This is a genomic window from Pseudomonas fontis (genome assembly GCF_028656955.1).
Classification (GTDB): Bacteria; Pseudomonadota; Gammaproteobacteria; order Pseudomonadales; family Pseudomonadaceae; genus Aquipseudomonas; species Aquipseudomonas fontis.
In genome coordinates this window covers 19,121-38,603 of the sequence record NZ_JAMDGY010000052.1, presented here as the reverse complement: position 1 = coordinate 38,603, position 19,483 = coordinate 19,121, and the positions used below count along the sequence as shown (strand labels likewise).

Sequence of the window (19,483 nt, the reverse complement as noted above, 5' to 3'; positions counted from 1 at the left end):
ATCACTACGATCAAAACCTTGTAACCCCAAGCCCCCCTATCACATGGCAAGGAGAAAGCAGCACAGCAGCGCCTATTAACCTTGACGACCACTTAGCATCCTTCCCCCTCCAGTTCGCTGATCGCTACCTGACGGCGCGCCCCCCTTCCCCTCTAAAGGTTTCGCGCCAGATCAGCAGAATGCACACCAGACCCACGCCAAGCAGCAAACCGCCCAAGACGCCAATGGCTAACACCAGGGGTGGATTCGGCTTGATTGGCTGGTCGGGCAACTCAATAACGCCGTCCTGACGGAACACCTGTATATCATCTGGCTTGATGTTCAGGCCCCGGTAGAACGCCAAGTCAGCTTGCTTATTACGCAGGCTCTTGATGTAGGGATCGTTAGACGGGCGCTTTTCAAGATTGTCGATTTCTGACTGCAATGCCTGGCTGCCACGCATATAGGTAAGCGAACCTTCCATGCTCGCGGAAAGCTCGCCAGAAAGGTTATTGGCAATAATAGGCGGCCGCTCAAGCCCGATAGACTTTGCAACAAGCAGTGCTTCTTTCAGTTGCGCAATTCTATCCTCACGCTGCCTCTGGGCACTTTCCTGCGCGATAGAAATTTGCTGCTCGATGTTGCTGACGATCATCAGTACATCACTTTTAACGCCATTCAACACCTCTTGCTTCGCATAGCCAGCGGCCATCTCGGTATACCGACCAGCCCACTCTGCAGCTCGATCCGGATTGTTAGCCCGCGCACTGACAGAGTAGCTATCTTGAAAACTTTTACTCGCTTGCGCTACTTCAACCACCTTAGAAAATTTCTCATACAACTCGTCACTCGAATACGCCGAGCCACTGCTAGCGACAACAGGAAGGTAGTACTTCCTGAAAAATTCACGGCGCAGGGATTCGGAGTGTAACGCTCGAAGATAAACATCATAGATGCCCTTCGCGGTCAAAAGCGGCAATCCCGAATCACCACCGCGCCCATAATTCAAGGCAGCGATATCATTCTGCGTGGGCGGCTGAACAAATGCCTTGGCCTCATAGACGGGCTTCACAAAATAAATATATACAGCAGCAAGCAATGTCGAAATGATTGCAATCGATGCAATCAGTAAACGCTTGTCCCACAACTCCCTAACATATTTCTTGAGTTCAACTTCATCAGTATCTTGCGAACGCTCACGATCAATGCGCATTTAATCTGTTTTTCCTTAAGCCCAGATTTGTTTAATTTTATGCCTTAAGGGCTTTTCACTACCATCCACCAAGGAAGGAGAGCGCAAGACCAGGAAGTCTCACTAACGTCTTTCGTTAACGTCAGCTCCTGACCTGAGCTTAGCTGCCCCCCCTCTCTTGCCACCTAAAAAACCTTATAATAAATACCCATATAAAACAAAATCCATCGTGCAATTTGACATTTAGAGTGTTTTCTCATTAATGAGTTCCACCCTGCTCGCACCGACCGTCGTCCACAATGGCAACTCAGCTCGGTATGAGCGTAACAACCTGCTTTCCAGCCTGCCGATAGAGCCCCTGCAACGCCGCAGCAAGCCCTTGTTTGTCACCCTCGCTACCATGCACCAACACGACCTTAGAGGGCCACCCACTCATCGCACTCACAAACCCCAGCAATCCTGCCTGGTCAGCATGCGCCGAATACCCAGTCAGTGTGATCACTTTGGCGTTGATTTCATACATCTGCGCATCCAGATCAATTTTCACAAAACCTGACGCCCCCTCGCTCGCTTTTATCACTGCGCCCGGCGTGCCTTTGGCCTGATAACCTGTAAAGACCACTTCATGACGAGGGCTCCCAAGCATAGCCTTGAGATAGTTGACGATGCGGCCTCCTGAACACATGCCATTTCCAGCGATTACGATTGCCGGGCGTCCCGTGCTGGCCAGATAATTCACAACCGTTTGATGCTGAGCAACGGTTTCAATGCTGATGAGCTGACTGAAGCCTAGCGGCGCACGCCCCTCAAGCAAGCGCTGGCGAGCACAATCACTCCAGAATTCATTGAGCTGGCGATACGCTCGCGTCATCTTTCCAGCCAAAGGCGAATCCAGAATGACCGGCAACTGTGGCCAATCTACAGGGCCCTCAGCCGTGCGCCCGCCTGCTTGAACAAGTGATTTTCGGTGCAGAATCGCTTCTATCTCATAGAGCAGTTCTTGAGTACGACCTACGCTGAACGCTGGAATCAAGATGGTCCCCTGATCAAGCAACGCCCTTTCGATTACCCGCTCCAGCGCCTGCTGGCGATCATTTACGCTGTCGTGCACTCGATTGCCATAGGTACTCTCCAGCACCAAGGTATCGGCCCGTTCAGGTGAAACCGGTGCAGAAAGCATTGGATTGCGCCCAGAGCCAAGATCTCCGGAAAAGATGATCCGCTGGCTACTACCCGTGGCGAGGTCACAGACATCACATTCGATGTATGCCGAACCCAACACATGGCCAGCAGGCTGCAACCGCACGCGACAGCTAAGCTCAGCACTTTCAACCAGGTCATACCAGGTGCCGAATGGTAAAGGCAAGATTGCTTGCTCAATCTGCTGAACATAACGTTTTACCCGAGCGGGGTTTCGGCTGATCTCGAGCCTGAACGCATCCTCCAGGACAATCGGCAACAACGCCGCTGAAGGCTCACTGCAGATGATCGGACCTTCGTAGCCCGCCGCTAGCAAAGCGGGGATACGACCGACATGATCCAGGTGCACATGAGTAACCAGCAATGCCTCTACCCCACCAAGGGTAAACCCCAGCCCCTCCGCCGGGCAGGACTCAACACCCTGAAAGAGCCCACAATCAACCAACAAACTACGGGTTGCATCCAAGTGCAACTGGTGACATGAACCACTGACGCCTGAGGTGGCGCCATGATGAACGATGAAGGGATAATCCATAAAAACCTGCTCGCTCTGCTCGTAGTGACAAGAGCGGTATTACCCCACAAATAACAAAACTGTGAAGCGAGCAAACAAGAAACAAGACCGTAGGAAATTTCTGTTTATTTCGTAGTCTTAACCTGGCTGCTCAGCTCGTCTGAGCGAACGACGCAACCGCCGCCTGGATCTCAGAACGATATACCCTGATAGCAACGGCCCGACTACCAACCCCGCCAAGAGCGCTACCAAAACCAGTATCGCAAGAGGAACAGGCGGAGCCGACCAACCGAAGAGAACCAAGGCAACCGACTGCTGGTTTTCCAAAACGAAAAACAGAACTGCCGCTGCTATTGCAAGTATGGAAAGTGCCAGCGCAAGGCGCTTGATGCTGTGCATACTGAATTCCCTATACGTCAGGCTGGATGCTGCTCGTCTTCTTCATTGACGCGGTCACGCAGCTCCTTGCCCGGCTTGAAGTGCGGCACGAACTTGCCGTCAAGGCTGACAGACTGCCCGGTCTTGGGGTTACGCCCAACCCGCGGCGCGCGATAGTGCAGCGAAAAACTGCCAAAACCACGGATCTCGATGCGATCCCCAGTAGCCAGGCACTGGGACATCTGCTCAAGCATGGTCTTGATGGCCAGCTCCACATCCTTGGATGAAAGCAGCCCCTGATGGGTGACAATTCGTTCGATCAGCTCCGACTTCGTCATACTTTTCCCTTCTTTATCAAGCAGCTAGATCATTGCTTCATTGTTTTTAGCACGCCCCGAGGGATTTGAACAGCTCGGTTATTGACTTAATCAATTATTCAAGATTTGTTACAAACTGCCGGGTCAGCTACAAAAAAGCCAAACCCCTCAAAGCCGGGACTTCCAGCCGCTTGCCACCCTCAAATCGCAGGCACAAAAAAGGGCGACCGAAGTCGCCCTTTTTCATGATCAAGCAGAACTTAGTTCTGTTTGGCCATTGCTTCGCGCAGCAGTGCAGCCATGGTGGTATCGGCAGCAGCTTCTGGAGCCTGTTTCAGGCTCTGGATAGCTTCTTTCTCTTCAGCGTCGTCTTTCGACTTGATGGAGAGATTGATTACGCGGCTCTTACGGTCAACGCTGATGATCTTAGCTTCGATCTCTTCGCCTTCCTTCAGAACGTTACGCGCGTCTTCAACGCGGTCACGGCTGATTTCGGAGGCTTTCAGAGTAGCTTCGATGTCGTCGGCCAGAGTAACGATAGCGCCTTTGGCGTCAACTTCCTTGACGATACCTTTGACGATAGCGCCTTTGTCGTTAACCAGGACGTACTCGGAGAACGGATCGCTTTCCAGCTGCTTGATACCCAGCGAGATGCGCTCACGCTCTGGATCTACGGACAGGATAACGGTGTCCAGCTCGTCGCCTTTCTTGAAGCGACGTACGGCTTCTTCGCCCACTTCGTTCCAGGAGATGTCGGACAGGTGAACCAGACCGTCGATGCCGCCGTCCAGACCAATGAAGATACCGAAATCGGTGATCGACTTGATGGTGCCGGAGATTTTATCGCCCTTGTTGAACTGGCCAGAGAAGTCTTCCCATGGGTTCGACTTGCACTGCTTGATGCCCAGGGAGATACGACGACGCTCTTCGTCGATGTCCAGAACCATAACTTCCACTTCGTCGCCGACTTGTACGACTTTCGAAGGGTGGATGTTTTTGTTGGTCCAGTCCATTTCGGAAACGTGTACCAGGCCTTCCACGCCTTCTTCCAGCTCTGCGAAGCAGCCGTAGTCGGTCAGGTTGGTGACGCGCGCCATGACGCGGGTGCTTTCTGGGTAACGTGCCTTGATAGCAACCCATGGGTCTTCGCCCAGTTGCTTCAGGCCCAGGGAAACGCGGTTACGCTCACGATCGTACTTCAGAACCTTGACATCGATCTCGTCGCCAACGTTGACGATTTCCGATGGGTGCTTGATACGCTTCCAGGCCATGTCGGTGATGTGCAGCAGGCCATCAACGCCGCCCAGATCAACGAATGCGCCGTAGTCGGTGAGGTTCTTGACGATACCTTTGACTTGTTGGCCTTCCTGCAGCGATTCCAGCAGAGCTTCGCGCTCGGCGCTGTTTTCGGCTTCCAGGACGCTGCGACGGGAAACGACAACGTTGTTGCGCTTCTGGTCCAGCTTGATGACCTTGAATTCCAGCTCTTTGCCTTCGAGGTGGGTGGTGTCGCGCACTGGGCGGACATCAACCAGGGAGCCCGGCAGGAACGCACGGATACCGTTAACGTCGACAGTGAAGCCGCCTTTAACTTTACCGTTGATAACGCCCTTGACCACTTCTTCGGCGGCGAAAGCTGCTTCCAGAACAATCCAGCACTCGGCGCGCTTGGCTTTTTCACGGGACAGCTTGGTTTCGCCAAAGCCGTCTTCGACCGCGTCCAGCGCAACGTGAACTTCGTCACCGACCTTGATGGTCAGCTCGCCAGCGTCGTTGTAGAACTGCTCGAGCGGGATGACGCCCTCGGACTTCAGACCGGCGTGGACAGTAACCCAGTCACCGTCGATATCAACAACGATACCGGTGATGATCGCACCTGGCTGAAGGTTGAGGGTTTTCAGGCTTTCTTCAAAGAGTTCCGCAAAGCTTTCGCTCATTTTAATTCCTGTCAATTAGGGCGAAACATACGCCCATCAGCCACATTCCAGACAATGTGGGTTTCGTTCATATAAAGGGATGCCGACAGGACGTTGACTGGTGCCCCTGCCTGCCTCCCTGATCATCAGGCGATATCGCGCAGGGCGATCTCGCTTCTGATGCGTTGCAACACCTGTTCGATGGACAATTCCGTGGAATCCAGCTGAATTGCATCGGCCGCCGGCTTAAGCGGGGCCACTGCGCGCTGGGTGTCGCGCTCATCGCGCGCACGTATCTCATCTAGCAGACTCGACAGACTAACATCATCGCCCTTTGCCTTCAACTGCAAGTAACGACGACGCGCCCGTTCCTCGGCACTGGCCGTCAGGAAAATCTTCAGCGGTGCATCGGTGAACACCACCGTGCCCATGTCCCGCCCATCGGCGATCAGGCCCGGCGATTCCTGGAAGGCACGCTGGCGCTGCAGCAATGCATCACGCACCGCCGGCAGCGACGCCACCATGGAGGCGCCCGCCCCGACGGTTTCGGTACGGATGACATGACTGACATCCTCACCTTCGAGAATGATCTGCTGCAACTTGCCCGGCTCGGCGGCGATGAACTGCACATCCAGATGCGCGGCAAGCTTGGTGAGCAGCTCTTCGTTGGTCAGGTCGACGCCATGATTGCCGGCAGCGAACGCCAACAACCGATAAAGCGCACCGGAGTCCAGCAGTTTCCAGCCCAACTCGCGCGCCAGCAGGCCGGCAACCGTGCCTTTACCCGAGCCGCTTGGGCCGTCGATGGTGATGACCGGTGCATTCACGTTCACGACTTGCCCTCTTCAGCCACACGGATACCGACTTCGGCGCACAACGACAGGAAGTTCGGGAACGATGTGGCAACGTTGGCGCAGTCATGGATGCGGATCGGCGCCGTAGCACGCAACGAGGCAACACTGAAGGCCATGGCAATACGGTGGTCACCGTGACCATGCACTTCGCCGCCACCGATCGCGCCGCCATCGATGATGATGCCGTCCGGGGTTGGCTCGCACTTCACGCCCAAGGTCAGCAGGCCGTCGGCCATGACCTGGATACGGTCCGACTCCTTCACCCGCAGCTCTTCAGCGCCACGCAGCACGGTACGCCCTTCGGCGCAGGCGGCGGCAACGAACAGCACAGGGAACTCGTCAATCGCCAGCGGAACCAGGGCTTCAGGGATCTCGATACCCTTGAGCTTGGCGCCGCGCACTCGCAGGTCTGCCACCGGCTCCCCGCCCACTTCACGCTGGTTTTCCAGGGTGATGTCGCCGCCCATCAGGCGCAGGATATCGATCACACCGGTGCGCGTCGGGTTGATGCCGACGTGCTCCAGCAGCAGCTCGGAGCCTTCGGCAATCGATGCTGCGACCAGGAAGAAAGCCGCCGAGGAAATATCGGCCGGCACTTCGATGTGCGTTGCACTCAACTTGCCGCCCGATTGCAGCGAAGCGCTCGGGCCGTTGACGCTGACGTCATAGCCGAAGCCCCGCAGCATGCGCTCGGTGTGGTCACGGGTCGGTGCCGGCTCGGTGACAGTGGTCTTGCCTTCGGCATACAGGCCAGCCAGCAGCAAGCAGGATTTAACCTGCGCACTGGCCATCGGCAGCGTGTAGTCCAGCGCCTTGAGCGTGTGGCCACCACGAATGGTCATTGGCGGACGCCCCTCGGCGGCCGTCTCGATGACCGCACCCATTTCCCGCAGCGGGTTGGCAACGCGGTTCATCGGACGCTTGGACAGCGAGGCATCGCCAGTCAGCACGGTATCAAACGGCTGTGCTGCCAGCAGGCCGGACAACAGGCGCATCGAGGTACCGGAGTTACCCAGGTAGATCGGGCCCGGTGGCGGCTTCAGGCCGTTGAGGCCAACGCCATGGATAGTCACGCGGCCGTGATGCGGCCCTTCGATGACCACGCCCATGTCGCGGAACGCCTGCAGCGTTGCCAAGGCATCTTCACCCTCGAGGAAGCCTTCCACCTCGGTGGTGCCGTCTGCCAGGGAGCCGAGCATGATCGAGCGATGGGAAATAGATTTGTCGCCTGGGACGCGAATACGCCCGGACAGGCGGCCACCAGGTTGTGCCAGGAAAATCAGGTCGTTGGAGTTCATAGCGTCCACATAGGCCCGGCGGGCCAGGATTTTACTGAAATGCTCGCGGGCAACCCGGGCGCGGGTGAATACACCCAGCAGCTGGTGCCCATCCCCTGCATCGACCGCGTCACGCAAGGCGTCGAGGTCGCTGCGAAATGTATCCAGAGTGCGCAGGACAGCTTCGCGGTTGGCGAGAAAGATGTCATGCCACATGACCGGGTCGCTTCCGGCGATTCTTGTGAAATCGCGGAACCCACCGGCAGCGTAACGGAAGATATCGAGGTTTTCATTGCGTTTGGCCAACGAATCGACCAAGCCGAATGCCAACAGGTGCGGAAGGTGGCTGGTTGCAGCCAACACTTCATCATGACGCTCGACCTGCATGTGCTCGACGTCAGCCTCCAGCGCACGCCAGAGTCGATCAACCAGGGCCAGGGCCGCAGGATCGGTCTCGGGCAGCGGCGTGAGGATCACCTTGTGTCGGCGGAACAGCGCGGCATTGGAGGCTTCCACGCCGCTCTGTTCGGAGCCGGCAATCGGGTGCCCCGGCACGAAGCGCGGCAGCAGACCACCCATCGCTTCACGCGCAGCGCGCACCACATTGCCCTTGGCGCTACCGACATCGGTGAGCACGGCCTGGCCCAGGTCCAACTGCGCCAGCCTGGCCAGCAGCTTTTCCATCGCAAGGATCGGCACGGCGAGCTGAATCACATCAGCCCCCACGCACGCCGCAGCGAGGTCTTCCTCGCAACGATCGACCACACCCAGCTCCACTGCCAGCTTGCGCGACTGCGGATCCAGGTCGACGCCGACCACTTCACGGCACAGGCCGCTTTCACGCAGGCCCTTGGCGAAAGACCCGCCAATAAGACCCAGCCCTACCACGACCAGACGCCCGACGACAGGACCGCCTTGCTGTTTTACGACATCAACCACGGAGCAGGACCCTGTTCAGAACAACACGCATTGGCATACCTCAGAGCACCGCTTTCGGGTAGGAGCCCAGGACTTTCAGGGCTACCGCCTCCTGACTGATCTGCTCGAGCACGGCCTTGATCAACGGGTCGCGGTGATGACCAACGAAATCGATGAAGAACACGTAGGTCCACTTGCCGCTGCGCGACGGACGGGTCTCGATACGCGTCAGGTCGATGCCGTTCTCATGGAAGGGCACCAGCAATTCGTGCAACGCGCCCGGCTTGTTGCTCATCGAGACGATGATCGAGGTCTTGTCGTCGCCAGTCGGCGGCACTTCCTGGCTACCAATCATCAGGAAGCGCGTGGAGTTGTCCGGACGGTCTTCGATCTTCTCGGCCAGGCGAGTCAAGCCATACAGGCCAGCCGCCATGTCACCGGCGATAGCGGCGGAGTTCCACTCACCCTTGACCCGCTTGGCCGCCTCGGCGTTGCTCGAAACAGCCACGCGCTCGACGTTCGGGTAATGGGCGTCCAGCCATTTGCGGCACTGAGCCAGCGACTGGGCGTGGGAGTAGATCCGGCTGATGCTGTCGGTCTTGGTGTTCTCGCCCACCAGCAGGTGGTGGTGGATACGCAGCTCGACTTCACCACAGATCACCATGTCGTGCTCAAGGAAGCTGTCGAGGGTGTGGTTGACCGCACCTTCGGTAGAGTTTTCCACCGGCACCACACCGAAATTCACCGCACCAGCGGCCACTTCGCGGAACACTTCATCGATAGCCGCCATCGGCTTGCTGATCACGGCGTGACCAAAGTGCTTCATGGCCGCCGCCTGGGTGAAGGTCCCTTCAGGGCCCAGGTAGGCAATTTTCAGCGGCTGCTCAAGGGCCAGGCACGAGGACATGATTTCGCGGAACAACCGCGCCATCTCTTCGTTACCCAGCGGCCCCTGGTTGCGCTCCATGACACGCTTGAGCACCTGTGCTTCACGCTCGGGCCGGTAGAACACCGGCGCCTCGCCTTCAGCCAGGGTAGCGGTCTTGACCCGCGCCACTTCCTGCGCGCAACGCGCACGATCGCTGATCAGTTCGAGGATTCGCTCGTCGAGGCTGTCGATGCGTACGCGCAGCGCCTTGAGTTCCTGTTCGGACATATCAGGCATGCTCCTTCTCGAATTCGGCCATGTAGGCAACCAGCGCTTCCACAGCGTCCAGGCCCAGGGCGTTGTAGATCGAGGCACGCATGCCGCCCACCGAACGGTGGCCCTTCAGGTTGAGCAGGCCACGGGCATCAGCACCCAGCAGGAATGCCTTGTCCAGGCGCTCGTCCGCCAGACGGAACGGCACGTTCATCCAGGAACGGGCATTGGTGGCAATCGGGTTGGTGTAGAAGTCGCTATTGTCGATGAAGCCGTACAGGCGATCTTTCTTGGCCTTGTTGCGCTGCTCCATGGCCGCGACGCCGCCCTGCTCCTTCAGCCACTCGAACACCAGGCCCGAGAGGTACCAGGAGTAAGTAGCCGGGGTGTTGTACATCGAGCCGTTGTCAGCCGCGACCTTGTAGTCGAGCATGGTCGGGCAACTGCTGCGCGCATGGCCCAGCAGGTCTTCACGGACGATGACCACGACCAGGCCGCTCGGGCCGATGTTCTTTTGCGCGCCGGCGTAGATCATGCCGAACTGCGACACATCGGTCGGACGCGAAAGGATGTCGGAGGACATGTCGACCACCAGCGGCACATCACCCGTCTGCGGTACCCAGTCAAACTGCAGACCACCGATGGTCTCGTTCGAGGCGTAGTGCAGGTAGGCGGCGCCCGGGGTCAGGTTCCACTCGTTCTGGCCCGGAATGTTCAGGTAGTCATAAGGCTTGGCGCTGGCCGCAACATTGATGTTGCCGTAGCGACGCGCTTCCTCGATGGCTTTTTTCGACCAGATGCCGGTCTCGATGTAGTCCGCCGTGCCGTTTTCCGGCAGCAGGTTCAACGGGATCTCGGCAAACTGCTGGCTGGCACCGCCCTGGAGGAACAGCACCTTGTAGTTGGAGGGGATGGACAACAGGTCGCGCAGGTCCTGCTCGGCCTTTTCGGCAATGGCCACGTAGTCATCGCTACGGTGGCTCATTTCCATGACCGACAGGCCTTTACCGTTCCAGTCCAGCATCTCGGCCTGGGCACGTTGCAGCACAGCTTCAGGAAGCGCAGCAGGGCCTGCGCAGAAGTTAAAGGCTCGTTTGCTCACATCCACTCTCGCTCTGCTCTAGATAACAGTGGGAGCGGACGCCGCTTTCGCGGGCTACCCCGCTCCCACAGCCGCTCCCAAAGGGTGCACTTCTACAGTTTATTCCTGCGGTGTCTCTTCGTCGGCAGCAGCATCCAGTTGCGACCCTTCGACGACGTCGGTGCCAGCCTCTGCATCCAGCTCACCTTCGAAATCTTCATCACCTTCCTCATCCGAAGGCTCCTGGACCCGCTCCAGACCCACCAGGGTCTCGTCGCTGGCCAGTTTGATCAAGGTCACGCCCTGGGTGTTACGGCCCAGGCTGGAGACTTCACCTACACGGGTACGTACCAGGGTGCCCTGGTCGGAAATCAGCATGATTTCCTCACCTTCCAGCACCTGTACCGCACCTACCAGACGACCGTTACGATCATTGCTGACCATGGCGATCACGCCCTGGCCGCCACGCTTGTACTCAGGGAACTCGCCAATCGCGGTGCGCTTGCCGAAACCACGCTCGGAAGCGGTGAGGATCTGGCTGCCTTCTTCCGGGATGATCATCGAGATCAGTTTCTGCCCTTCAGCCAGGCGCATGCCGCGTACACCGCGAGCCGTACGGCCCATGGCGCGCACATCAGACTCTTTGAAGCGGGTGACCTTGCCGGCGTCGGAGAACAGCATGACCTCACGCTCGCCATCGGTGATGGCTGCGGAAATCAGGATATCGCCTTCATCCAGCTCCAGCGCGATCAGGCCGACGCTACGCTGACGGCTGAACGATTCCAGCGGGGTCTTCTTCACGGTGCCGTTGGCGGTCGCCATGAAGATGAAGTGACCTTCGGTGTATTCCTCGACCGGCAGCATGGTGGTGATGTGCTCACCTTCGTCCAGCGGCAGCAGGTTCACCAGTGGGCGACCGCGTGCAGCTCGGGACGCTTCCGGGATCTCGTAGGTCTTGAGCCAGTACACCTTGCCCTTGCTGGAGAACAGCAGCAGCGTGGTGTGGCTGTTGGCAACCAGCAGGTGCGAGATGTAGTCCTCGTCCTTGACGCCGGTAGCCGACTTGCCTTTACCGCCACGACGCTGGGCCTGGTAGGCCGCCAGCGGCTGGGTCTTGGCGTAGCCGCTGTGGGAGATGGTCACCACGCGCTCTTCTTCCGGGATCATGTCACCCAGGGTCAGGTCCAGGCGGGCATCGAGGATCTCGGTGCGACGCACGTCGCCGTATTCGGCGCGGATCAGCTCCAGCTCTTCGCGGATCACTTCCATCAGGCGCTCGGCGCTGCTGAGGATGCGGATCAACTCGCCGATCTGGTTGAGGATCTCCTGGTACTCGGCCAGCAGCTTCTCGTGCTCCAGGCCGGTCAGGCGGTGCAGACGCAGGTCAAGAATGGCCTGGGCCTGTTCCGGCGACAGGAAGTACTTGCCGTCGCGCATGCCGTATTGCTCAGGCAGGGTTTCCGGACGGCAGGCGTCGGCGCCAGCGCGCTCGACCATCACCTGCACGGCGCTGGATTCCCACGGCGTGCTGATCAGTGCTTCCTTGGCCTCGGAAGGCGTCGGCGAAGCCTTGATCAGGGCGATGACCGGGTCGATGTTGGACAGGGCAACGGCCTGGCCTTCAAGGATATGGCCACGCTCACGGGCTTTGCGCAGCTCGAAGACGGTACGGCGGGTGACCACTTCACGGCGGTGACGAACGAAGGCTTCGAGCAGGTCCTTGAGGTTCAGGACACGCGGACGGCCATCGATCAGGGCAACCACGTTGATGCCGAATACGCTCTGCAGCTGGGTCTGGGCGTAGAGGTTGTTGAGGATGACCTCTGGAACCTCGCCACGACGCAGCTCGATCACGATGCGCATGCCGTCCTTGTCGGACTCGTCACGCAGCTCGGTGATGCCTTCGAGTTTCTTTTCCTTTACCAGCTCGGCGATCTTCTCGATCAGACGCGCCTTGTTCAGCTGGTACGGCAGCTCGGTGACGACGATCTGCTGGCGACCACCGACCTTGTCGATGTCCTCGACGCTGGAGCGCGCACGCATATAAATGCGGCCGCGACCGGTGCGGTAGGCCTCGATGATGCCCTGGCGGCCGTTGATGATCGCGGCGGTCGGGAAGTCCGGACCCGGGATGAACTGCATCAATTCATCGATGGTGATGTCGGCGTTGTCGATCAGCGCCAGGCAACCGTCGATGACTTCACCGAGGTTGTGTGGCGGAATGTTGGTCGCCATGCCCACGGCGATACCGCTGGAGCCGTTGACCAGCAGGTTGGGGATCTTGGTCGGCATGACCGCCGGGATCAGTTCGGTACCGTCGTAGTTCGGTACCCAGTCCACGGTTTCTTTATGCAGGTCGGCCAGCAGCTCGTGAGCCAGCTTGGTCATGCGCACTTCGGTGTATCGCATGGCTGCGGCGTTGTCGCCGTCAACCGAACCGAAGTTGCCCTGGCCATCGACCAGCAGGTAGCGCAGCGAGAACGGCTGCGCCATACGTACGATGGTGTCGTAGACCGCAGTATCACCGTGCGGGTGATACTTACCGATGACGTCACCGACCACACGGGCGGATTTCTTGTACGGTTTGTTCCAGTCGTTACCCAGTTCGCTCATCGCAAACAGAACACGGCGATGCACGGGCTTCAAGCCATCACGCGCATCGGGCAGTGCACGCCCGACAATGACGCTCATCGCGTAGTCGAGGTAGGACTGTCTCAGTTCGTCTTCGATATTGACCGGGAGGATTTCTTTGGCCAGTTCGCCCATGAGAAGCCTGATTCCTTTTTCTGGTGAAACCTCGTCACATCCATATGGGACGAACGAAGCTCGCCGCCACAGGGAAACGCCCTGCAGCGACTTACGACAAATCAACGAGTTATGCCATGGATCTGCGCAGTAAAGACAGCCCAAACGGGCGGTCTTGGAAACCGCCGGATGTTACCACAATCACAGGGGGCATGGGAGTACGGCAAACCGCCGCTGGGCGTGAAGTGAGATAGCGGTGGATTCATCGCGGGACCAGCCCGCTCCCACACCAGCCGGCGCACACCGCACCGTGGGAGCGGGCTGGTCCCGCGATGCGCTTAGTGCAGGCGCTTGCGGCACATCAATTGCGCCATTTTGGCGGTGTCCGGGCGCTCTACTACGCCTTTTTCGGTGACGATCACGTCAATCAGGTCCGCCGGCGTGACGTCAAACAGCGGATTGAACGCTTCCACACCACTTGCTACCTGGCCTGCCAACTCCAAAAGCTCGTCGCCTTCGCGCTCTTCCAGCAGGATGTCTTCACCACTGGCCAGGTTCAGATCAATCGCCGAACTCGACGCCACTACCATGAAGCGCACGCCGTGGTGCATGGCGTTCACCGCCAACTGGTAAGTACCGATCGCACTCACCACATCACCATTGGCGGTGATGCGGTCCGCACCGACGATCACCCAGGTCAGCCCCTTGCTTTTCATCAGGTGCGCAGCGGCCGAGTCGACGTTGACGGTCACCGGGATGCCTTCATTGGCCAGCTCCCAGGCCGTCAGGCGCGAACCTTCCAGCCAGGGCCGGGTTTCATCGACGTAGACGCGTTCGATCATGCCCTCAAGGAACGCCCCGCGAATCACCCCCAGCGCCGTACCGAAACCACCACCCGCCAATGCACCGGCATTGCAGTGGGTCAGTACCGCCTGCTCGCTACCCTGCTGCTTGCGGATCAGCTCGACCCCAAGCTGGGCGGCGGTCAGGTTGGCCTCACGATCACTTTCGTGAATGACGACGGCCTCGGCCTCCATCAGCGCCAGCACGTCGTCACCTTCTTTCAGGCGCAACAGGCGCTCACGCATGCGGTTCAACGACCAGAACAGGTTCGCCGCGGTCGGGCGCGACTCGACCAGCGCCTCGAAGTCCTCCTCCAGCGCCTGCTCCCAATCATCGCCCTGGGCCAGGCGCTGACGCAGCGCCAGTACCAGGCCATAGGCCGCACTGATACCAATGGCCGATGCGCCGCGCACCACCCTCGAACGAATCGCTTCAGCCACCCCTGCCGCGTCGCTGTAAACCAGCCAGCTTTCCTGGGACGGCAGCGCGCGCTGATCAAGCAGGTACAAGGCACCGTCCCGCCAATCGATGGCCTTCACCTTCTCCGCAGCCAAAAGTCGATCGCGCATGCCTCACCCCGTCATTCGGACATCAAAAGCCGGCGATTATAACGAGCCCCCGCCACGGGCGCTCGGGTATACTTCGCGCTCATTTTCTGCAACGCCGGGAAAACCGCCCATGCCCAAGATTGCCCCACCCCTCGACCTGCTGCTCCTGCCTACCTGGCTGGTGCCTGTCGAACCGGCCGGGGTGGTATTGAAGGCACATGCACTGGGTATCCGCGACGGCCAGATTGCCTATATCGGCCCGCGCGACGAAGCCCTCAAGCTGACCACCAGCGAGACCCGCGAACTGCCCGGCTGCCTGCTCGCGCCCGGGTTGATCAACGCCCACGGCCACGCTGCCATGACCCTGTTCCGCGGCATGGCCGACGATCTGCCGCTGATGACCTGGCTGCAGGAGCACATCTGGCCGGCCGAAGGACGCTGGGTCGACGAGGCCTTCGTGCGCGACGGCACCGACCTGGCCATCGCCGAACAGCTCAAGGGTGGCATCACCTGCTTCTCGGACATGTACTTCTACCCCAAGGTGGCCAGCGATTGCGTGCACAACAGCGGCATTCGCGCACAAATTGCCGTGCCGCTGCTGGATTTCCCGATTCCCGGTGCGCGCAACTTCGATGAAGCCCTGCACCAGGGCGTAGAGCTGTTCGGCGATCTGCGCCATCACCCACGTATCAGCGTAGCCCTTGGGCCGCACGCACCGTACACGGTGAATGACGAAAACCTGGAAAAACTGCGGGTGATCGCCGAAGAGCTGGATGCACCGATCCACATGCACCTGCATGAAACCGCCTTCGAAGTGCAGCAAGCCCTTGAGCAGCATGGCGAACGCCCGATGGCCCGCCTGGCCCGCCTGGGCTTGCTCGGCCCGCGCCTGCAAGCGGTGCACATGACCCAGATCAGCGACGACGACCTGGCCCTGCTGGTAGAAAGCAACACCAGCGTGGTGCACTGCCCTGAGTCGAACCTCAAGCTTGCCAGCGGCTTTTGCCCGGTAGAGCGCTTGTGGCAGGCGGGCGTCAACGTGGCTATCGGCACCGACGGTGCGGCCAGCAACAATGATCTGGACCTGCTGGGCGAAACCCGTACCGCTGCCCTGCTGGCCAAGGCCGTGGCCGGTTCGGCCAGCGCCCTGGACGCCCATCGGGCGCTGCGTATGGCAACCTTGAACGGCGCCCGCGCACTGGGCCTGGATGCACTGACCGGTTCACTGGAGCTGGGCAAGGCAGCCGACATCGTCGCGTTCGACCTGACGGGCCTGGCCCAACAGCCGATCTACGACCCGGTGTCACAACTGATCTACGCCAGCGGCCGTGACTGCGTGAAGCATGTCTGGGTCGCCGGCAAGCAACTGCTCGACAACGGCCGCCTGACCCGGATGGACGAACAAGCGCTGCACGCCAGCGCCTGCGCCTGGGGCCAACGCATCGGCGGCCAGCACGAATAACCCGTCGGCAGCCCCGGCTGCCGGCATGTAGCGAATTATCAAAGTTTCAGAGGACTGTTCCATGAGCAACGTCGACCACGCCGAAATCGCCAAATTCGAGGCCTTGGCCCACCGCTGGTGGGACCGCGAAAGCGAGTTCAAACCGCTGCACGACATCAACCCATTGCGGGTCAACTGGATCGACGAGCGCGTCAAGCTCGCCGGCAAGAAGGTCCTCGACGTCGGCTGCGGCGGCGGCATCCTCAGCGAGGCCATGGCCCTGCGCGGCGCCACCGTCACCGGCATCGACATGGGCGAAGCCCCGCTGGCCGTGGCCCAACTGCACCAGCTGGAGTCGGGCGTGAGCGTCGAATACCGGCAGATCACCGCCGAAGACCTGGCCGAAGAGATGCCCGAGCAGTTCGACGTGGTGACCTGCCTGGAAATGCTCGAGCACGTCCCGGACCCGTCCTCGGTGATCCGCGCCTGCTTCCGCATGGTCAAGCCGGGTGGCCAGGTGTTCTTCTCCACCATCAACCGCAACCCGAAGGCCTACCTGTTCGCGATCATCGGCGCCGAATACATCATGAAGCTGCTGCCGCGCGGCACGCACGACTTCAAGAAGTTCATCCGCCCTTCCGAACTCGGTGCCTGGAGCCGCGCTGCCGGCCTTGAGGTCAAGGACATCATCGGCCTGACCTACAACCCGCTGACCAAGCACTACAAGTTGGCCGCCGACGTCGACGTCAACTACATGATCCAGACTCTGCGCGAGGAATAAGCATGCGTTTGCGAGCAGTACTTTTCGACATGGACGGCACCCTGCTCGACACGGCGCCGGATTTCATCGCCATCTGCCAGGCAATGCTAAGTGATCGAGGCTTGCCGCCGATCGACGAGCACAAGGTACGTGACGTGATCTCCGGTGGCGCCCGGGCGATGGTCGAAGCAACCTTCGGCCTAAGCCCTGAAGCACCTGAATTCGAGGCCCTGCGCCTGGAGTTCCTTGAGCGCTACCAGCGTGATTGCGCGGTCCACAGCAAGCTGTTCGACGGCATGGCCGAACTGCTGGCCGACATCGAGAAGGGCAACCTGCTGTGGGGCGTGGTGACCAACAAGCCACTGCGCTTTGCCGAGCCGATCATGCAGCGCCTGGGCCTGGCTGAACGCTCGGCCCTGCTGATCTGCCCCGATCACGTGAAAAACAGCAAGCCCGACCCGGAGCCGCTGATCCTTGCCTGCAAGACCTTGAACCTGGACCCGGCCAGCGTGCTGTTCGTCGGCGACGACCTGCGCGACATCGAGTCGGGCCGCGATGCCGGCACCCGCACTGCTGCGGTGCGCTACGGCTATATTCATCCAGAGGACAACCCCAACAACTGGGGTGCGGACGTGGTCGTCGACCACCCGCTGGAGCTGCGCACGGTGCTCGATAACGCGCTCTGCGGCTGCTGATATCTGGTAAGGCTCCGCCTTACATCGCCGGCAAGGCCGGCTCCCACAGTGCACACCATCGAATCCTGTGGGAGCGGGCTGGTCCCGCGATGAAGTCCCCCCTATTCAAGAGGCACACCCCATGTTCGATTACACCCCTCGCCCAGGCATGCTCAAAGACCGAATCATCCTGGTGACCGGTGCCGGCCGCGGCATCGGCGCTGCTGCTGCCAAGGCGTACGCCGCACACGGCGCCACCGTACTGCTGCTGGGCAAGACCGAAGCCAACCTGACCGCGGTCTACGACGAGATCGAAGCCGCCGGCCACCCACAGCCGGTGGTCATCCCGTTCAACCTGGAAACCGCCCTGCCCCATCAGTACGACGAACTGGCGGTAATGATCGAAAACGAGTTCGGGCGCCTCGACGGCCTGCTGCACAATGCCTCGATCATCGGCCCGCGCACACCGATCGAGCAGCTGTCGGGCGAGAACTTCATGCGCGTGATGCACATCAACGTCAACGCCATGTTCATGCTCACCGCCACGCTACTGCCGCTGCTCAAGCTGTCGGAAGATGCTTCGGTGGTGTTCACTTCCAGCAGCGTCGGGCGCAAGGGCCGGGCCTACTGGGGCGCCTATGGCGTGTCGAAGTTCGCCACCGAGGGCCTGATGCAGACCCTGGCCGACGAACTGGAAGGTGTGGCACCGGTACGCGCCAACAGCATCAACCCAGGCGCCACCCGCACCAGCATGCGCGCCCAGGCTTACCCCGGGGAAAACCCGGCAAACAACCCAATGCCCGAGGAAATCATGCCGGTCTACCTGTACCTCATGGGCCCGGACAGCACCGGCATCAACGGCCAGGCGTTCAACGCCCAGTAAGCGTCAGCCTTCGGCCAGGGCCACCCGCACTGCGGCGCCCTGGCGCTTGGGCTGCGCCAGTTCCAGCTGCAGGCAGCGCTCCAGGAACAGGTACATGTAGTCATAGCTCTTGCACACGGCCTGGCGCAACTCGGCCTGCAAGGTTTTCGGCGGGTTGTTGCCCGCCAGCGTGCAGATGATTTCCAGCGCCTCCCACGGGTGCGCATCATCGTACTGGGCATGCATTTTCAGCCACTTCATGGCGCGCTTGCGTTGCTCTTCCGGGAACCCCTCTGCATACGCACCGGTCGAGCAGACCAATGCCGACCACTCCCCCGTGGCACCCTCGATGGCATAGTTGGTGGCCGCGATGGCGACGATCAGCGAATCGGACGAACTGGTGTGCCAGCACCAATGGCTCAAGGCATTGAGTTCGGCGGGCACCCGCTGTTCCTGCAGGTCTTCGAGGGTCACGCCGTGGGCCCGCGACCAGTTCAGCCAGTAGTCGGCATGGTTGAGTTCAACGCGGATATTGCGCATCAGCCAGCGTCGCGCCAGGTCTTCGCCGGGGTGGCGGGCGAAACGGGTCTTGGTGAGGTTCTGGGCCATGTACAGGGCAAACTGCTCGACCACCGGCCAACCACCGACCAGGTACTGGCGAAGCGTCGCCAGGCTCAGCTGGTTGTCGCGCATCCGCTGATACAGTTCGTGCTCCACTACCCGACGTTTGCTCTCACTACAGTCGCGGATCAGCTTTTGCGCCCATAGCGGGTAACTCGAGGGGTCCATCAATGGACCGGTCCGAACGTACGCGTCAATCACTGTCAACTCCTTGTCCCTTGT

Annotated in this window: 16 protein-coding genes; 4 read left to right on the top strand and 12 right to left on the bottom strand. The window is 59.9% G+C overall.

Features of this window, described 5'->3' with window-relative positions; all coding sequences use genetic code 11:
* Positions 1 to 124: 124 nt before the first annotated feature.
* From M5G11_RS16640 to mtnA, 11 genes are all read right to left on the bottom strand, one after another.
* Complete coding sequence (locus M5G11_RS16640; RefSeq protein WP_273911996.1) at positions 125 to 1,192, bottom strand: LPS O-antigen chain length determinant protein WzzB; 1,068 nt, start codon at positions 1,190 to 1,192, stop codon at positions 125 to 127.
* A gap of 286 nt (positions 1,193 to 1,478) precedes the next feature.
* Positions 1,479 to 2,906: an MBL fold metallo-hydrolase RNA specificity domain-containing protein gene (locus M5G11_RS16635; RefSeq protein WP_273911997.1), complete on the bottom strand. Its 1,428-nt coding sequence runs from the start codon at positions 2,904 to 2,906 to the stop codon at positions 1,479 to 1,481.
* 117 nt (positions 2,907 to 3,023) lie between these two features.
* A complete protein-coding gene (locus tag M5G11_RS16630) occupies positions 3,024 to 3,284 on the bottom strand; it encodes a lipopolysaccharide assembly protein LapA domain-containing protein (RefSeq protein ID WP_273911998.1) in 261 nt (86 codons plus the stop codon).
* Between the two features lie 17 nt (positions 3,285 to 3,301).
* A complete protein-coding gene (gene ihfB, locus M5G11_RS16625) occupies positions 3,302 to 3,601 on the bottom strand; it encodes an integration host factor subunit beta (protein WP_273911999.1) in 300 nt (99 codons plus the stop codon).
* 239 nt (positions 3,602 to 3,840) lie between these two features.
* A complete protein-coding gene (rpsA, locus tag M5G11_RS16620; protein WP_273912000.1) occupies positions 3,841 to 5,517 on the bottom strand; it encodes a 30S ribosomal protein S1 in 1,677 nt (558 codons plus the stop codon).
* 125 nt (positions 5,518 to 5,642) lie between these two features.
* Entirely contained in the window at positions 5,643 to 6,329 is a 687-nt protein-coding gene (gene cmk, locus M5G11_RS16615) for a (d)CMP kinase (protein ID WP_273912001.1), read from the bottom strand.
* Complete coding sequence (locus M5G11_RS16610; protein ID WP_273912002.1) at positions 6,326 to 8,566, bottom strand: bifunctional prephenate dehydrogenase/3-phosphoshikimate 1-carboxyvinyltransferase; 2,241 nt, start codon at positions 8,564 to 8,566, stop codon at positions 6,326 to 6,328. The genes cmk and M5G11_RS16610 overlap by 4 nt, the downstream gene beginning before the upstream one ends.
* Before the next feature lie 40 nt (positions 8,567 to 8,606).
* Positions 8,607 to 9,701 (bottom strand): prephenate dehydratase, encoded by a 1,095-nt coding sequence (pheA, locus tag M5G11_RS16605; protein WP_273912003.1) that lies wholly within the window; start codon positions 9,699 to 9,701, stop codon positions 8,607 to 8,609.
* A 1-nt stretch (position 9,702) separates the two neighbouring features.
* Positions 9,703 to 10,788 (bottom strand): 3-phosphoserine/phosphohydroxythreonine transaminase, encoded by a 1,086-nt coding sequence (gene serC, locus M5G11_RS16600; protein WP_273912004.1) that lies wholly within the window; start codon positions 10,786 to 10,788, stop codon positions 9,703 to 9,705.
* Between the two features lie 99 nt (positions 10,789 to 10,887).
* Positions 10,888 to 13,533 (bottom strand): DNA gyrase subunit A, encoded by a 2,646-nt coding sequence (gene gyrA, locus M5G11_RS16595; protein ID WP_273912005.1) that lies wholly within the window; start codon positions 13,531 to 13,533, stop codon positions 10,888 to 10,890.
* 317 nt (positions 13,534 to 13,850) lie between these two features.
* Positions 13,851 to 14,924: an S-methyl-5-thioribose-1-phosphate isomerase gene (gene mtnA / locus M5G11_RS16590; protein ID WP_273912006.1), complete on the bottom strand. Its 1,074-nt coding sequence runs from the start codon at positions 14,922 to 14,924 to the stop codon at positions 13,851 to 13,853.
* Between the two features lie 109 nt (positions 14,925 to 15,033).
* Between mtnA and M5G11_RS16585 the strand changes: the two genes are divergently transcribed.
* The 4 genes from M5G11_RS16585 to M5G11_RS16570 all read left to right on the top strand — a co-directional run bounded on the left by M5G11_RS16585 (position 15,034) and on the right by M5G11_RS16570 (position 18,661).
* On the top strand, positions 15,034 to 16,365 hold the full coding sequence (locus M5G11_RS16585; protein ID WP_273912007.1) for a TRZ/ATZ family hydrolase: 1,332 nt from the start codon (positions 15,034 to 15,036) through the stop codon (positions 16,363 to 16,365).
* Positions 16,366 to 16,426: 61 nt separating this feature from the next.
* Positions 16,427 to 17,125: a bifunctional 2-polyprenyl-6-hydroxyphenol methylase/3-demethylubiquinol 3-O-methyltransferase UbiG gene (gene ubiG, locus M5G11_RS16580; protein ID WP_273912008.1), complete on the top strand. Its 699-nt coding sequence runs from the start codon at positions 16,427 to 16,429 to the stop codon at positions 17,123 to 17,125.
* A gap of 2 nt (positions 17,126 to 17,127) precedes the next feature.
* Positions 17,128 to 17,799, top strand: coding sequence for an N-acetylmuramic acid 6-phosphate phosphatase MupP (gene mupP, locus M5G11_RS16575; protein WP_273912009.1), 672 nt, complete (start codon positions 17,128 to 17,130; stop codon positions 17,797 to 17,799).
* Positions 17,800 to 17,920: 121 nt separating this feature from the next.
* A complete protein-coding gene (locus M5G11_RS16570; RefSeq protein WP_273912010.1) occupies positions 17,921 to 18,661 on the top strand; it encodes a YciK family oxidoreductase in 741 nt (246 codons plus the stop codon).
* 3 nt (positions 18,662 to 18,664) lie between these two features.
* On the opposite strand, the gene M5G11_RS16565 is transcribed toward M5G11_RS16570, so the two are convergent.
* Positions 18,665 to 19,429, bottom strand: a complete 765-nt coding sequence (locus M5G11_RS16565; protein WP_420793837.1) for an iron-containing redox enzyme family protein — start codon at positions 19,427 to 19,429, stop codon at positions 18,665 to 18,667.
* Positions 19,430 to 19,483: the final 54 nt, after the last annotated feature.

What these genes read in the sequence shown, in the direction of transcription:
- mupP (WP_273912009.1), top strand. Translation starts at nt 17,128, where the DNA reads ATGCGTTTGCGAGCAGTACTTTTCGACATGGACGGCACCCTGCTCGAC.
- M5G11_RS16565 (WP_420793837.1), bottom strand. Translation starts at nt 19,429, where the DNA reads ATGGACCCCTCGAGTTACCCGCTATGGGCGCAAAAGCTGATCCGCGAC.
- M5G11_RS16585 (WP_273912007.1), top strand. Translation starts at nt 15,034, where the DNA reads ATGCCCAAGATTGCCCCACCCCTCGACCTGCTGCTCCTGCCTACCTGG.
- M5G11_RS16635 (WP_273911997.1), bottom strand. Translation starts at nt 2,906, where the DNA reads ATGGATTATCCCTTCATCGTTCATCATGGCGCCACCTCAGGCGTCAGT.
- M5G11_RS16570 (WP_273912010.1), top strand. Translation starts at nt 17,921, where the DNA reads ATGTTCGATTACACCCCTCGCCCAGGCATGCTCAAAGACCGAATCATC.
- pheA (WP_273912003.1), bottom strand. Translation starts at nt 9,701, where the DNA reads ATGTCCGAACAGGAACTCAAGGCGCTGCGCGTACGCATCGACAGCCTC.
- rpsA (WP_273912000.1), bottom strand. Translation starts at nt 5,517, where the DNA reads ATGAGCGAAAGCTTTGCGGAACTCTTTGAAGAAAGCCTGAAAACCCTC.
- mtnA (WP_273912006.1), bottom strand. Translation starts at nt 14,924, where the DNA reads ATGCGCGATCGACTTTTGGCTGCGGAGAAGGTGAAGGCCATCGATTGG.
- M5G11_RS16630 (WP_273911998.1), bottom strand. Translation starts at nt 3,284, where the DNA reads ATGCACAGCATCAAGCGCCTTGCGCTGGCACTTTCCATACTTGCAATA.
- ubiG (WP_273912008.1), top strand. Translation starts at nt 16,427, where the DNA reads ATGAGCAACGTCGACCACGCCGAAATCGCCAAATTCGAGGCCTTGGCC.
- gyrA (WP_273912005.1), bottom strand. Translation starts at nt 13,533, where the DNA reads ATGGGCGAACTGGCCAAAGAAATCCTCCCGGTCAATATCGAAGACGAA.
- ihfB (WP_273911999.1), bottom strand. Translation starts at nt 3,601, where the DNA reads ATGACGAAGTCGGAGCTGATCGAACGAATTGTCACCCATCAGGGGCTG.
- M5G11_RS16640 (WP_273911996.1), bottom strand. Translation starts at nt 1,192, where the DNA reads ATGCGCATTGATCGTGAGCGTTCGCAAGATACTGATGAAGTTGAACTC.